Annotated in this window: 11 protein-coding genes; 1 reads left to right on the top strand and 10 read right to left on the bottom strand. The window is 39.2% G+C overall.

Features of this window, described 5'->3' with window-relative positions:
• Positions 1 to 30: 30 nt before the first annotated feature.
• From E0E02_RS06015 to E0E02_RS06000, 4 genes are all read right to left on the bottom strand, one after another.
• A complete protein-coding gene (locus E0E02_RS06015; RefSeq protein ID WP_133018120.1) occupies positions 31 to 912 on the bottom strand; it encodes a GNAT family N-acetyltransferase in 882 nt (293 codons plus the stop codon).
• Between the two features lie 77 nt (positions 913 to 989).
• Positions 990 to 1,988, bottom strand: a complete 999-nt coding sequence (galE, locus tag E0E02_RS06010) for a UDP-glucose 4-epimerase GalE (RefSeq protein ID WP_074482969.1) — start codon at positions 1,986 to 1,988, stop codon at positions 990 to 992.
• 11 nt (positions 1,989 to 1,999) lie between these two features.
• Positions 2,000 to 3,472, bottom strand: coding sequence for a UDP-glucose--hexose-1-phosphate uridylyltransferase (galT, locus tag E0E02_RS06005; RefSeq protein ID WP_133018119.1), 1,473 nt, complete (start codon positions 3,470 to 3,472; stop codon positions 2,000 to 2,002).
• 22 nt (positions 3,473 to 3,494) lie between these two features.
• Entirely contained in the window at positions 3,495 to 4,667 is a 1,173-nt protein-coding gene (locus E0E02_RS06000) for a galactokinase (RefSeq protein ID WP_074564981.1), read from the bottom strand.
• Positions 4,668 to 4,819: 152 nt separating this feature from the next.
• Here E0E02_RS06000 and E0E02_RS05995 point away from each other — a divergent pair, with 152 nt between their 5' ends.
• Positions 4,820 to 5,818 carry a LacI family DNA-binding transcriptional regulator gene (locus tag E0E02_RS05995; protein ID WP_039697522.1) on the top strand — a complete coding sequence of 333 codons (999 nt, stop codon included), beginning with the start codon at positions 4,820 to 4,822 and terminating at the stop codon, positions 5,816 to 5,818.
• Between the two features lie 34 nt (positions 5,819 to 5,852).
• Here the strand turns inward: E0E02_RS05995 and E0E02_RS05990 are convergent, their stop codons facing one another.
• The 6 genes from E0E02_RS05990 to E0E02_RS05965 form a co-directional block, all read right to left on the bottom strand.
• Positions 5,853 to 7,463: an alpha-glucosidase gene (locus E0E02_RS05990; RefSeq protein ID WP_133018118.1), complete on the bottom strand. Its 1,611-nt coding sequence runs from the start codon at positions 7,461 to 7,463 to the stop codon at positions 5,853 to 5,855.
• A gap of 116 nt (positions 7,464 to 7,579) precedes the next feature.
• On the bottom strand, positions 7,580 to 9,025 hold the full coding sequence (gene gtfA, locus E0E02_RS05985) for a sucrose phosphorylase (RefSeq protein WP_133018117.1): 1,446 nt from the start codon (positions 9,023 to 9,025) through the stop codon (positions 7,580 to 7,582).
• Positions 9,026 to 9,086: 61 nt separating this feature from the next.
• A complete protein-coding gene (locus E0E02_RS05980; RefSeq protein WP_074603514.1) occupies positions 9,087 to 9,920 on the bottom strand; it encodes a carbohydrate ABC transporter permease in 834 nt (277 codons plus the stop codon).
• Between the two features lie 9 nt (positions 9,921 to 9,929).
• Entirely contained in the window at positions 9,930 to 10,796 is an 867-nt protein-coding gene (locus E0E02_RS05975; protein WP_133018116.1) for a sugar ABC transporter permease, read from the bottom strand.
• 12 nt (positions 10,797 to 10,808) lie between these two features.
• Complete coding sequence (locus E0E02_RS05970; RefSeq protein WP_133018115.1) at positions 10,809 to 12,080, bottom strand: extracellular solute-binding protein; 1,272 nt, start codon at positions 12,078 to 12,080, stop codon at positions 10,809 to 10,811.
• A gap of 11 nt (positions 12,081 to 12,091) precedes the next feature.
• Positions 12,092 to 14,254 (bottom strand): alpha-galactosidase, encoded by a 2,163-nt coding sequence (locus tag E0E02_RS05965; RefSeq protein ID WP_133018114.1) that lies wholly within the window; start codon positions 14,252 to 14,254, stop codon positions 12,092 to 12,094.
• Between the last annotated feature and the right edge of the window lie 56 nt (positions 14,255 to 14,310).

The raw sequence follows: 14,310 nt of genomic DNA, 5'->3' as shown, positions 1-14,310 counted from the left end.
AATTCCCCTTGACAACGCAAGAAATGACCGTTAAATCTCCCAAAGTTTACTAGCATCAGTCACCTTAGCGTAGACAACCTGCGTTTGTTCTTCAAAACCTAAACTTTCATAAAGACGTTTAGCTGCTAAATTATCTGATTCAACCGCAATTTGAAAGACCTTCTCATTTTCAGCTAACAGGCTATTGATAAGCACTTTCATAAAATAAGTCCCAATCCCTTGACCACGGTAGCCTTCGGCAACTACTAAGCCATAAAGGTAATTGTAAGTCGTGCTAAAATCCACCGTGCAAGAAGCAACAACTTTGTCATCTTTCATCACAATATAAAGTTTTTCAGTCTCATCAACTAGAGCTTCTTTGGCATAGCGCAGTGCAACCTCATAAGGATCTCCAAAAGCTTTTGCTTGAAAGTCTGCAATCGCTTCAAGGTGTTCTCTACTAGCTTTGATGACCGACAAATCGTCACGCTTTTCAAGCAAATAGGCTTTTCGTTGTCGACTAAGCCAATACTCAAAATCATCTTCTAAAGTCATGCCAAGATTAGCCAGCACATCTGGGTGTTTTGCTAAGAAAGATTGCTCCGACATTACTGTAAAACTCAACTGATACTCTTTCATGGTTTCACGGAAAACACGAAATAATTGCTTAGCATATCCTAGACGGCGATAGTTTGGGTGAACCAAAATAGTAAGTTCTGCCTCGTCTGGCTCATCAGCATAGACTGTCAACACCCCCACAAGTTGATTCTTCTCATAAGCTAAAAAGAAAGCTGGCATCTCCTGATCAAAATTGAGATTATTCGATAAATACGGGATGCGGTGAGTCCCATCAAAAGTCTGAACTTCTTTGATTAATGCTTCTACCTGTAATTTTTGCTCTTTATCTAAACAAGGTGTCTTAATTATTGACATCATCTTTTTCCTTTTTCTAGCACATCCTCATGATGCACAAAAAACCTGAGGCACTTGCCTCAGACTATAATCATTTATTAACGGTCATTGTATCCGTTTGGATGACTTGAATGCCATGCCCAAGCAGAAGCAATGATTTTTTCAATATCATCAAATTGTGGTTTCCAACCAAGAATTTCACGCGCTTTGTCTGATGACGCAATAAGAGTATCTGGGTCACCAGGACGGCGATCAGCAAGTTCTGCTGGAATTTCTTTTCCTGTTACTTTGCGAGCTGCTTCAAGAATTTGAAGGTTTGAGAAGCCTGTTGAAGAGCCAAGGTTAAAGGCTGTTGATGGATTACCTTCGCGAAGATACTTAACAGCAAGCAAATGAGCATCTGCCAAGTCAAATGGGTGAACGTAGTCACGTACATTTGTGCCGTCTGGTGTGTTGTAATCATTACCGAAAATCATGATTTTTTCACGAACACCTTGTGCCACTTGCAGGATAATTGGCAACAAGTGTGTTTCTGGTCCGTGGTCTTCACCGATAGAACCATCCGGTTTAGCACCAGCCACGTTAAAGTAACGAAGTGGAACAAATTTAATGCCGTAAGCTTGGTCAGACCATTTCATGATTGTTTCCATCATGAGTTTGCTTTCACCGTATGGATTGATTGGACGTTGAGGTGTTGTTTCCTTAATTGGAAGTTCATCTGGGATACCATAAGTTGCTGCAGTTGATGAGAAGACAATGTATTTAACACCAAATTCATTCATCACTTCAAGCAATTTAATCATACCAGCAGTGTTGTTATCGAAATATTTAAGTGGTTTTTCCATTGATTCAGCAACCAATGAATAAGCAGCAAAGTGAATCACAGCATCAATGTCTGGATTTTCTGTAAAGACTTTGCGCATGAAATCTTGATCAGCAAGATCGCCTTGATAGAATGTTGCATCAGGATGAACCGCTGCACGGTGGCCTGTTACCAAACTATCGACAACAACAACTTTTTCTTCACCTTTTTCAATTAAACGATCAACCATGTGAGAACCGATGTAACCAGCCCCACCAAGCACTAAAATTGACATTTATTTTTCTCCTATTCTAACCCCACGCTGTTCACAAAGCGCATAAAGGCTTCTCTTCCTTTTTCATCACGTTTGTAAACACCCGCATCTTCTAAAACGCGAACAAAAACGCGGCCGACTTCTTCTTGTACGATATCATGTACGCTATCAGTCGTGATATCCGAACGTTTTTTTATCTCATCTGCCCAATCCTTATGATAGGCAGCGATTTCATTATACTGGTTCAAAAGATATTTTTCAACTTCTAGCAGTTCATTTTTGAGACGAGGTGGCAAAATAGCTAAGCCCATTACCTCAATTAGTCCAATATTTTCCTTTTTAATGTGTTGCACATCAGCATGTGGATGATAAACACCATCAGGAAATTCAGCAGTGGTGTGATTGTCGCGAAGAACGATATCTAGTTCAAATTGCCCATCACGTTTGCGCGCAATCGGAGTCACTGTGTGGTGTGGCGTATCACCTGTATAAGCCACCACATCAACACTCGCGTCAGAATAATCTCGCCAAGCCAAACGAATTTTTTCAGCGAGTTCAACCAAGCGGTCTTTATCTTTGCTGCGAAGGCGAATGACTGACATTGGCCATTTCACAATACCAGCTGTTACATCTAAAAAGCCTTTAAAATGAAACTCATTGTCCAGCTCTGCTATTTCCATAGGGAAAACATGGCGTCCACCTTGATAGTGGTTGTGAGTCAAGATTGACCCACCAACAATTGGCAAGTCGGCATTTGACCCAGCAAAATAACCTGGGAAAATATCGACAATATCTAAGAGCTGTTCAAAGGTATCTTTGCTGATAACCATCGGAACATGCTCAGTATTTAAAATAATACAATGTTCGTTGAAGTAAGCATAAGGCGAATATTGGAAACCCCATTTTTCATCACCTAAATTTAAGCGAATGATACGGTGATTAGCACGCGCTGGATGATTAAGGCGACCTTGATAGCCTTCATTTTCCATACATAACTGACATTTTGGATAAGAAGATGCCTTGGCTAACTTAGCTGCAGCAATGGCCTTGGGATCTTTTTCAGGTTTTGATAAATTAATGGTAATTTGAATATCGCCATACTGTGATGGCACAGTAAAAGCGATATTTTTAGCGATTGCAGCTACTTTAATGTAGTCATTTCGTTTGCTGAGTTCGTAAAAATCTGCGACAGCTTGTTGAGGAGATTGAGCATACATATCCCAGAAATTGCGATTCACCTGACTTGGGACAGGTGTGATGAAGTTCATCAATTCAGCACCCAAACAATCTCTTTCAGCCATTAAGTCACCAACCTTACCATTTTTCACAGCTAGGTTAACCAGTTCTTCTTTAAGAGCAATCAAATCTGTTTGATTTGTCTCTTGCTCTGCACCATCCTCGCCCACAAGGGCAAGGATGCGATTGCGCAAGTAAAACATATCATCTTCAGTATAGTCGCTAGCTTCAATCACTTTAGCGACAAAAGTATCTAAAAGTTTCATCATTTTTTCGTCTTCTTTTTATTCTTTATTTTCGTGAAAGGACACGTGAACCACCAGCAATTTCAGCGATATAAAAGGCTGGTGCATAACCAATTGTTTCTGTATAAACTTGTCCAACAGCTTTTGTAAAATCATCAACTTTATCTTTAGCAACAATGGCAATACCACAGCCACCGAATCCCGCTCCTGTCATACGAGCTCCGAGAACACCTTCTTGTTGCCAAGCTGTGTGAGCAAGGGTATCAAGTTCGATACCAGTTACTTCGTAGTCATGTTCAAGTGAGACGTGTGAGGCATTAACCAAGCGACCAAATTTTTCAAGCTGACCTGCTGTCAAAGCTTCTTTGGCTTGAAGGGTACGTTGATTTTCCCAAACTGCGTGGCGAGCACGTTTGAGACGATTGTCATCTTTAATAAGGTAACTATATTCGTCAAATGTTTGCAAATCAAGTTCACCGAGAGTCTTGATATCAAGCACTTGATTAAGTTCTTCTACAGCTTTTTCACATTCCGCACGACGTTCATTGTATTTTGAATCAGCCAATTCACGACGTTTATTGGTATTCATAATCACAATGACATTGTCACCAAGGTCCAAAGGAACAAGGTCATATTCTAGAGTATTTGTATCAAGGTAGATGGCTTGCTTTTCAGCTCCCATACCAATAGCAAATTGGTCCATGATTCCTGAGTTCACTCCGATAAACTCATTTTCAGTTTGTTTACCAATTTTTACCAAATCCAAACGGTCTAATTTTAGGTCGAATAATTCTTCAGCAACAATCCCTACCAAAAGTTCTAGTGAAGCTGATGATGACAAACCAGAGCCATTTGGAATATTCCCATTAACATAAAGCTCAAAACCAGATTCAATCTTGTGTCCAGCTTCTTTCAAGAATTTGATAACACCTTTGGGATAGTTCGTCCAGCTATCTTTTTTATCGTAGACAAGGTTATCAAGATCAACATCAATAATACCTAATTCATCAAAGTTAGCTGAATAAAAACGAAGGGTCTTATCATCACGTTTACGAGCGGCACCGTATGTTCCAAGCGTAATCGCTGCTGGGAAAACATGACCACCATTATAGTCAGTGTGTTCACCGATTAAGTTGATACGACCTGGTGAGAAGAAAGTTGCGTCTGCGTCGCTTCCAAAAACATTAGTAAAAGCTTGGTTAAGTTCTTTAGTATTCATGAGGGTCTCCTTTTTTCTTGTTTCTTTTATGATTACGGTTTCATTTTAACCTCCTAGTTAAACTAAGTCAATAATTTTTACTAAAGTTTTACTTAAAATTTTTGTTTTTTCTGATAATGTGATATAATACTATTAAGAAAGAAGGGATACCTATGGCTACATTAAAAGATATCGCAAAGTTAGCAAATGTCTCATCAGCGACCGTCTCACGAGTCCTTAACAAAGACAAAACCCTCTCCGTTGGTGAAGAAACAAGACACCGTATTTTAACCGTTGCTGAAGAGTTGGGTTATGAAAAACACAAACGCAGCACAAACAGCAACCAAGAACGTCAAAAAATCGCTATCGTGCAGTGGTACAGTGAGCAAGAAGAGTTAAACGACCTTTACTACTACAGCATTCGTATCGGTCTTGAAAAACGCGCCCAAGAATTGGGCTATGATGTGGTTCGTTACTTTAATAACGATATTTTAACCATTTCAGAAAATGTCAGTGGTATTATTGCCATTGGTAAATTTTCTAGTGAACAAATTAACCGCCTCGAAAATCTTTCAAAAAATCTTGTCTTCGTTGATAGCGACACCTTAAATGCTGGTCACCCTTGTGTGACAACTGATTTTGATAATGCCGTTGTTAAAGTCCTTGACTACTTCATGCAACAAGGCTTTACAAAAATCGGTATGATTGCTGGTGAAGAACGTACGACTGACCAGAAAGAACTCATTGTCGACCAACGTTTCCGTACTTTTAAAAACTACGCTTACGAAAATAATCTTTACAACCCTGACTATGTCTTTGTCGGTGATTTTTCAGCGCCTTCAGGATATGCTTTGATGAAAAAAGCCATCACCGAACTAGGTGATGACCTTCCACAAGCTTTCTTTGTAGCAAACGACACCCTAGCCATTGGTGCCCTTCGTGCCCTTCAAGAAGCTAACATTTCCGTACCTGACCGCGTCAGCCTCATTTCTTTCAATGATACTGCCTTAACTAAACAAGTCTTTCCTGCTCTTTCAAGTATCACCGTTTATACCGAAGAAATGGGACGCACTGCTGTTGATATCTTAAACCATCAACTGATCAAACGTCATACCGTCCCAACCATGACAAGACTAGCAACCACATTAACCCTTCGCGAAAGTACAAAATAAAAAAGTCCGAATAATATTCGGACTTTTTTTATTCTCACCCTACTTTCACGCAAAAGGCGTCCCATGGTTGGAGTTTGTGGTTTTCAAAGTCTGTTAATTCTGAGGTGTTGCTGATGATGGTTTCTTGGTAAGCAAAGTTGCTTTCAAATGCTTGAACTTGATCTGATAAATTAGCAACTATGAGGTAAGTGGTGTCAGCTGTTTTTCTGAGGTAAGCAAACACTTTATCAGCTGTCTCTAAAAGTTCAAAATCAGCGTCAATCAACCAATCGTTTTCTTTGCGAAGCTTGATGAGTTTTTGGTAAGTGTAGAAAATAGAATCTGGATTGTCTAGGGCTGCTTGTACATTAATTTCTGTGTAATTTGGATTGACTGGCAACCAAGTCTTATCAGCAGTTGAAAAGCCAGCATTCTGACTGCTATCCCACTGCATTGGGGTTCTGGCATTGTCACGTCCAATCATGCGAATGCTATCCATGATTTCTTCTGGCGTCTTACCATTTTCAAGAGCTTCTTTAGCAAAATTAAGCGATTCAATATCGTCAATTTCTCCTAAATCTTTGAAAGGATAATTGGTCATTCCAATTTCTTCACCTTGATAAATATAAGGCGTTCCACGCATTAAGTGTAAGGAAATAGCTAGCGCTTTGGCTGATTTTTCACGGTAAGTGTCTGTGTTACCCCAGATAGAAAGCACGCGCGGCAAATCATGATTGTCCCAGAAAAGGGAATTCCAACCCTGACCTAGTTCAAGTTCTGTCTGCCATTTGTTAAAAATAGCTTTGAGTGCAGGAACATTTAGTTCTTCTTCATATTCCCATTTTGAGGCATCTGGTTTGTGCTGAAGACCAATGTGCTCAAATTGAAAGACCATGGATAATTCTTCCTCAGCTGGTGATGAGTACTGTTTAGCGATTTCTGGAGTTGCTCCCCAAGTTTCACCAACCGTCAATAAGTCTTTTCCAGCCAAGGTTTCTTGGTGCATTTCTTTTAAGTAATCATGCAATTTCGGACCGTTGTTTGCGATGAGTTTGTCAGGAATTTTCCCAATCATGTCAATCACATCCATGCGAAAACCAGAAATACCTTTGTCAATCCAACGGTTCATCATGTCGTAAACCGATTTGCGCAATACAGGATTTTCCCAATTCAAATCAGGCTGTTTCTTGCTGAAAAAGTGCAAATAATATTGACCTGACTTATCATCGTATTCCCAAGCAGAGCCGCCAAAAATAGAATCAAGCTCATTAGCTTCATCACGCCAAATGTAAAAATCTCGATACTGGCTGTCTGGATTTTCACGCGCTTCAACAAACCACGCATGCTCATCTGACGTATGATTTACCACCAAATCCATAATGATACGAATGCCGCGCGCCTTAGCCTCTTCTAGCAATTCTTCCATGTCAGACATATCACCAAAAATATCTGCAATTGCCTCATAATCTGAAATATCATAACCATTATCATCCATAGGAGACTGATAAACCGGTGAGAGCCAAATCGCTGTAATACCAAGCTTTTGCAGGTAATCGAGTTTGCTAATAATTCCTTGCAAATCTCCAACACCATCACCGTTTGAGTCCTTAAAAGATTTTGGATAAATCTGATAAATTGTCGCTTTATGCCACCAATGCTTTTCCATAGAGCACCTCTTTTCTTACAATTCTTTAACTCTATTTTAGCTTTTTCTTGTAATTTGTGCAAGCGTTTGCGCTATTAAAATAACAGAAGCTAAGACATCGTCCCGCTTCTATTAAACTATAGAAATGTAATCTCTTGTCCGTTTTCTTTAACTGTATAAGTTAAGTCTTTTAGGTTAATTGTAGCTTCTGCAACGACACTACTATCTTGATTACATCGAGTAATTACAAGAGTATTTTCATCTAATACTTCAACATCTATACTGCCTTTGAGGTCAAAAGCTGCTGATTGATTTCGGAAGGTAAAGAGCTTAAGCAAGGCTTGAACTACCGGACGCTTAACCTCTTCAGCAATTTCTTCACTCGTATAATAATGACGATTGATATTGCGACCTTCTTTTGTTTTTTCTAACAACTCTAGATCATTTTTACCTGCTAAAAATCCGACATAATAGACCTGTGGAATACCTGGAGCGAAAGCCTGAATCAAGCGAGCAAGGAAATATTTCTTGTCATCATCACCAAGTGCAGAATAGTAGGTCGAATTGATTTGATAAATATCAAGATTGTTGTACTCTGCTGATGAATATTTACGTTTCACATTAGCACCAACTTTATAGAGCTCATTTGAAGTATAATCAATTTCTTCATCACTCAAAATATCTTTGACATCAACCACACCAATCCCGTCGTGCGTATCCAGTGTTGTAAATTGTTTCATCGGAGACATTTTCAACCATTTTGCCAAGCGTTCAGTTTTTCCGCTGTATAAACTATAAAGTGTCACCATTGGAAGAGCAAAATCGTAAACGTAGTAGTCATGTTCAGCAATTTTAAACTGAATCGAATAATGCTCATGAATTTCTGGAAGCAATTCTGTCCCTGTATCAGCTGCAATGCTACGTACTTTATCTAGCAAACCCCAGATATCCGGTTCTACAAAGAAATCATTAGTATCCAATTTCTTAACCGCATAGGCAAAAGCATCTAAACGAATAAGGTCGCAACCATTTTCAGCTAAATGCGCGATGGTCTTTCGAATGAAATCCATCGTCACTTCTTTGGTCACATCAAGGTCAATTTGTTCCTCACCAAATGTGTTCCAGAGATGCTCAACTGAACCGTCCGCAAAGTGAATTTCCTGTTTTGGTGCGCGGTCTTTACGCTTGTAAATCAAATCGATATCAGCTTGGGTCGGACGATTTTCAGGCCAAAAGTGATCCCAATTTAAGAATAAATCCTTGTATGGACTTGCTTCGTGTTTTTCTTGATAATCTTTATAATATTTTGATTGACGGGAAATGTGATTAATCATGAAATCAAACATGAGGTAGTACTTCTCACCCAATGCCTTCACGTCATCCCAATCACCAAAAGCGGAATCAACCTCGTCATAATCAACAGGTGCAAAACCACGGTCACCTGTTGAGGGAAAGAAAGGCAAAAGGTGAATACCTCCGACAGCTTCGCCGAAATAGCGTTCAAGGTTGTCCTTTAGCTCTTTTAAATTCTTACCCAGACTATCTGAATAAGTGATAAGCATCGTTTTATTTTGTATTGTCATAATTATTCCTTTGTTTCTTAATGTTTAATTTTCACTGTGCCGCTACACGCCCTCTGTATCCTTACTTCACTGCGCCGTTGCTCATTCCTGAGATGATGTGTTTTTGGAAGATGAGATAAACGATTGTGATGGTGATAATACCGACGACGTATGAGGCAAAACTTGGTCCGTAATCACTGAGGTATTGTCCTGTGTAATTGTATTGGAAAAGTGGCAATGACCATGAATCAGATGATTTATTCAACATCAAAAGAGGAAGCATGAAGTCATTCCAGAACCAAAGAGCATTAATAATCAAGGTTGTTGCATGCATTGGTTTTAGCATTGGAAAGACGACTTTACGGTATGTTGTAAATTTATCAGCTCCGTCGATTTCGGCTGCTTCATCTAAACTATCAGGGACACTTAATTTGATATAACCGACATACAAGAACAAGGTTTGTGGCACGGCATAAGTGAGGTACAAGATAATCAAGCCCCAAATATTTGTCAAACCAAGTCGACTCATCATGACAGTAATTGGAATCATGATAACTTGAAAAGGCACAAAAATTCCCAAAATCAGCAAACTATACATGATATTAAAAGCACGCTTTTTGCTCATATTACGCGCAATTGAATAAGCTGCTGCTGGAATAAATAAAGTTACCAAAATCACTGAAACCACTGTGATAATGGTTGAATTCCAGAAATAGTGTCCAATACCGTCAGCTAACAAACGTGTATAGTTAGCTAAAGTAACTGGATTTGGAAAAGCAAAGAAATGTTGCATGATATCCTTGGTCGTTTTAAAGGAACTAAAGACCGTTGCTAACAAAGGAATCAAAATCAAAATAGAACCTGCAACCAAGAGGACATATTTCCAAAAAGTATTATAACGTTCTTCTTTTTTCATCTTTCACTCCTATACTTCAAAACGACTTGATAATTTCAATTGCAGCATTGATACCAAAACAATGATAGCAAAGAGAATCAAGGCAATAGCGTTAGCGTAGCCATATTGGTTACTTGAAAAGGCGTAATTGTAAACCAAAAGCCCAATTGAAGTTGTTGAGTTACTTGGTCCACCACCAGTCAAGGCAAAGATTTGGTCAAATGCTGTCAGACCTGCTTTAAGCGCCATAATAAAGACCATAGAGATACTTGGCAACAAATAAGGCAATTCAATATTCCAGAAAGTCTGTTTGCTAGTAGCTCCATCAATGGCTGCTGCTTCTGTGATTTCACTTGGAATAGTTTGAAGACCTGAAAGGAAAAGAATAATCGGCATTGCCACACCTTGCCAAAGCATGACAAAGATAGCTGCAAAAACGGCACCACCAGTTGTTCCTAGAAGACTCGTTTTCAAGAATTCAATGTTTAAAGCTTCACCAATAGCAGGCAAACCGTAGTTAAAGACTTGCTTGAAAATCAAAGACACTGTCAACCCTGACAAAACCGCTGGGAAAAAGAACCATGCTCTAAAAAACGTTTGTCCTTTGATTTTAGCATTCAAAGCACGCGCTACAATAATACCAATAACAATTTCTCCTGCAATTAAAGCAATGGTTAACATCAAGGTAAAACCAAGAGCTTTAAAGAATTTGGTATCTGTTAGCAAGATTTTATAATTGTTGACACCAACAAAATCAAAATTGTAAGTCAAGCCAGTCCAGTTCGTAAAGCTATAAAAAGCTCCCTGAAGCATTGGAAAATAGAAGAAGATAGCTTGTAAAACCAAGGGGACAATCAAAAACGTCCAACCCCAATACTTATTTAAAAATTTTCGCATTCTACTTTCCTCCTACTTCTTCACATCAGCTTTCATCGGATTGAAAAAGGCATTTAGTTCATCTGTATATTGCTTAGCATCTTTGCTCATCAAATAATTGGCTGTCAAACTAAAGAAGTCATCTTCACTTGTCCAATTTTCACCAAGCCAAACATAGTGCTTATCTGTAAAAGCTAATTGATAAAGCGGAGCAAGGGGAGAGTTCTCGTCTTCAGCCACACCATTTACAGATACAGGTGAGCCATCGACATCATAATATTTTTGCATTGCTTTAGCTGAAGCCATATAAGAAATGAACTGTTCACATTCTTTTTTGTGTTTCGTTTTCGATGAGATTGATAAGGCCAAATCTCCTGCACCAACAGTTACCTCTTGACCTGCTTTTTCTCCAGGAAAAGCAAATGTTGAGATTTCAAAATTAGGATCTTGTTGCTTAATGGCTGCCAATACCCATGACCCACCAGGTAACATTAAAGCTTTTTCAGTCGCAAAAGCTACAACAGAGTCATTGTAAGAAGCACCTTCCCAGTTAGTTTGTTGATTGCCTTTACCAGCAAGCAAATCTAGACGCGTTAGCACCCCTTTAACCTCACTATCTGAAGTTGAAATAGAATTAACAGGAGAAAAACGAAGGTAATCATTTGCCTTATCACCACTGCCAGTCACACTGATATAAGCTAATTGGTGATAACCATTTAAAGTCCAACCCTCACTACCAGCAAGAGCAAAAGGTGTTTCACCGTCAGCTTTGATTTGTTTAACAAGTGTTTCAAATTCATCCCACGTTTCTGGAACTTTGAGGCCTAATTCTTCAAATTTTGTCTTGTTAAAATAAATCCCTGAAACGTTGGCTGATAGCGGGACGCTATAAATTTTGCCGTTGACAGCATAATTTTTTTCGTAATGATTTTTGATGTTTTTAAGATATGATTTGCCAGTCATATTCTCAAAGTAACCTGCTTTTGCCCACTCTTTAAAATCAACGTTCTGAGGGTAAATGTTAATGACATCCGGAGCATCACCTGCAAGCATACGCGTTTTTAGAACAGTACCAGCACTTGGCACACTGGTCATTTTGATATGGATCTTTGGATTTTCTTTTTCAAAATCCTTAATGATTTCTTTTAGCGTATCAACCATTTCTGTTTTTTGGTTGAAATATTCGATAGTTACCTTGCCATCATTAGAGGAATCACTGTTTTTTGAACAAGCTGTCAATGTCAAAGCAGCTGCCGCTGTCAACATTGCCACTCCAGTCACTATTAATCGTTTAGGCCATTTCATGGAAAACCTCCTTATTGTTTCACGAAATAGTATTGTTTGCTGAGGTAATCACCTTGTGGGAGAATCGCTGTGAGGCCCGCGTACATGAGCTCTGCTCCTGAAAAGACTTGGTCTGTTCCTTGCAAGCAGTAAAGAGCTTCTTCTTCCAAGCCTTTCAGCTTAAGTGTTGTTTCAATTGTTTCAATCGTTGACAGTGTGCGCACGTATGTAACCACTACTTTATTTTCATAGAGGAATTCTACGGCTGCTTCGTTTGAACCTGCTTCTGGATTGATAAGGCGGTATTGTTTTCCAAATTGGACAACTGGTCGAATGTCTTTGTAGTGTGCAACCTGAGCAGCAATCACTTCTTTGTCACTTTCTGGTAGGCTTGTCAAATCAAGTTCATAACCAAGATTTCCCATCATAGCGACATTACCACGTGTTTCAATTGGTGTCGTGCGTCCCATTTGGTGATTTGGACTTGCTGAAACGTGAGAGCCCATTGAAATGGTTGGGTGAAGGTATGTTGAACCGTATTGAATTGGCAAACGTGAAATGGCATCAGTATTATCACTCGCCCAAACTTGTGGGAAATAGCGCATCATACCAAGGTCATTTCGACCACCGCCACCTGAGCAAGATTCAAAGAGAATGTTACTATGTTTTTCTATCAAATAAGACACCAAATCATACAAGCCCAGCATATAAGCATGTGACTGCATTTGTGTCGCAAGGACTGAATCACCATTTCCGATGTTTGTGATATTGCGGTTATAATCCCATTTAACATAATCAATAGCATTTTCTGTCAAAATCTTATCAATAGCTGCCTTGATGTAGGCTACGACATCAGGATTTGCAAGGTTGAGCACCAATTGATTACGAGAATAAGTATGACCACGACCTTCAGCTTGAATAGCCCAATCTGGATGCGCACGATAAAGATCACTATCAACAGAAATCATTTCTGGTTCAAACCACAAACCAAATTTCAAACCTTTGGCATGCACTTCAGCAATCAAGTCATTCAAAGGTCCACCGAGTTTTTCTTCGTTGACAACCCAGTCACCAAGCGCACGATTATCATCAAATCGATTACCAAACCAACCGTCATCAAGAACAAAAAGCTCGATACCAAGTTTGCTTGCTTCATCAGCTAAATCAAGTAATTTTTCTTTTTTGAAATCAAAATAAGTCGCTTCCCAATTGTTGATGAGAATCGGACGTTCAGCATGTGCAAATTGTTTTGGCATGATGTGATCTTGAATGAACAATTGACTTTCTTGAGTCAAATGTGTCAAACCTTTGGCTGAATAAGTCATGATGGCTACTGGTGTGTCAAAACTATCGCCCGTTGACAATTCCCAAGCAAAGTTATCATCGTTAATTCCGATACCTAAACGAACTTCGTTCAATTGATTTTTTTGGACAAAAGCTTGGAAATTACCGCTGTAAAGCAGTTGAAGAGCTAAAGCTTGACCAGCATCTTCCGTAGCTGTGTGGTCACATAACACCATAGCTGGTGTGTGCGCATGACCTGAAGCACCACGATTTGAAGCGACAGTGAAAATACCTTGTTCAAGCTTATGGCGACGAACTGTCTTTTCACGCGCATAAGCTCCTTGCAAAGTCACCACATCATAATCAGAAGCTGGAACATCAAGCATAGTTGACAAAGCACGATTGATAACAACTGCTTTATCTGATAAATTGCTAATCTTAGCAAAGCTAGAAATTGTTGAACGCTCAGCATAAGCTGTGTAATAAAGCGTCAACTCCAAACCAGCCAACTTATCTTCTAAGACTAAAGCAAGTGTTTCAGCATTTTCTGTACTGTGTGGATTTGGTAGCCCTGCTGCCTCAACAGCTCCTGATAAGACGTGATAATCTTTTAATTTAAATTGCGTTAAGTCATTAGTGTCGTGTGAAATACTAATGGATGGCTGGCGAAAATCACCAAAGCCATGTACCCCCAAAATCTGACGTTGCGTATCGAAACTGTAAGTTCTATCATCAGGAGTTGGATTTCCTGAAAAAGCGTGGTCCTTCTCCAAAATAGCGTTTGAACCGTGATATTTGGCGATTTTGCCTCCAATATGACGAAGAAGCAAATCCCCTTCTTTATTTTCGATAATCATTGACATCTCTTTACTTTGAATGTAAAAAAGATTCCCTTCGATGCGAATTCCCATGATAATTCCTCCCTTTGTTTACTAAAATTTTACCATCATTTATTTACCTCTTGAAT

This window comes from Streptococcus sp. KCJ4932 (genome assembly GCF_004352745.1).
GTDB lineage: Bacteria > Bacillota > Bacilli > Lactobacillales > Streptococcaceae > Streptococcus > Streptococcus ruminicola.
Note: the sequence above shows the minus strand (reverse complement) of the source record. Positions and strands in the feature narration are given on the sequence as shown.

What these genes read in the sequence shown, in the direction of transcription:
- E0E02_RS05970 (WP_133018115.1), bottom strand. Translation starts at nt 12,080, where the DNA reads ATGAAATGGCCTAAACGATTAATAGTGACTGGAGTGGCAATGTTGACA.
- E0E02_RS06000 (WP_074564981.1), bottom strand. Translation starts at nt 4,667, where the DNA reads ATGAATACTAAAGAACTTAACCAAGCTTTTACTAATGTTTTTGGAAGC.
- E0E02_RS05980 (WP_074603514.1), bottom strand. Translation starts at nt 9,920, where the DNA reads ATGAAAAAAGAAGAACGTTATAATACTTTTTGGAAATATGTCCTCTTG.
- galT (WP_133018119.1), bottom strand. Translation starts at nt 3,472, where the DNA reads ATGATGAAACTTTTAGATACTTTTGTCGCTAAAGTGATTGAAGCTAGC.
- E0E02_RS05965 (WP_133018114.1), bottom strand. Translation starts at nt 14,254, where the DNA reads ATGGGAATTCGCATCGAAGGGAATCTTTTTTACATTCAAAGTAAAGAG.
- galE (WP_074482969.1), bottom strand. Translation starts at nt 1,988, where the DNA reads ATGTCAATTTTAGTGCTTGGTGGGGCTGGTTACATCGGTTCTCACATG.
- E0E02_RS06015 (WP_133018120.1), bottom strand. Translation starts at nt 912, where the DNA reads ATGTCAATAATTAAGACACCTTGTTTAGATAAAGAGCAAAAATTACAG.
- E0E02_RS05995 (WP_039697522.1), top strand. Translation starts at nt 4,820, where the DNA reads ATGGCTACATTAAAAGATATCGCAAAGTTAGCAAATGTCTCATCAGCG.
- E0E02_RS05975 (WP_133018116.1), bottom strand. Translation starts at nt 10,796, where the DNA reads ATGCGAAAATTTTTAAATAAGTATTGGGGTTGGACGTTTTTGATTGTC.
- E0E02_RS05990 (WP_133018118.1), bottom strand. Translation starts at nt 7,463, where the DNA reads ATGGAAAAGCATTGGTGGCATAAAGCGACAATTTATCAGATTTATCCA.
- gtfA (WP_133018117.1), bottom strand. Translation starts at nt 9,025, where the DNA reads ATGACAATACAAAATAAAACGATGCTTATCACTTATTCAGATAGTCTG.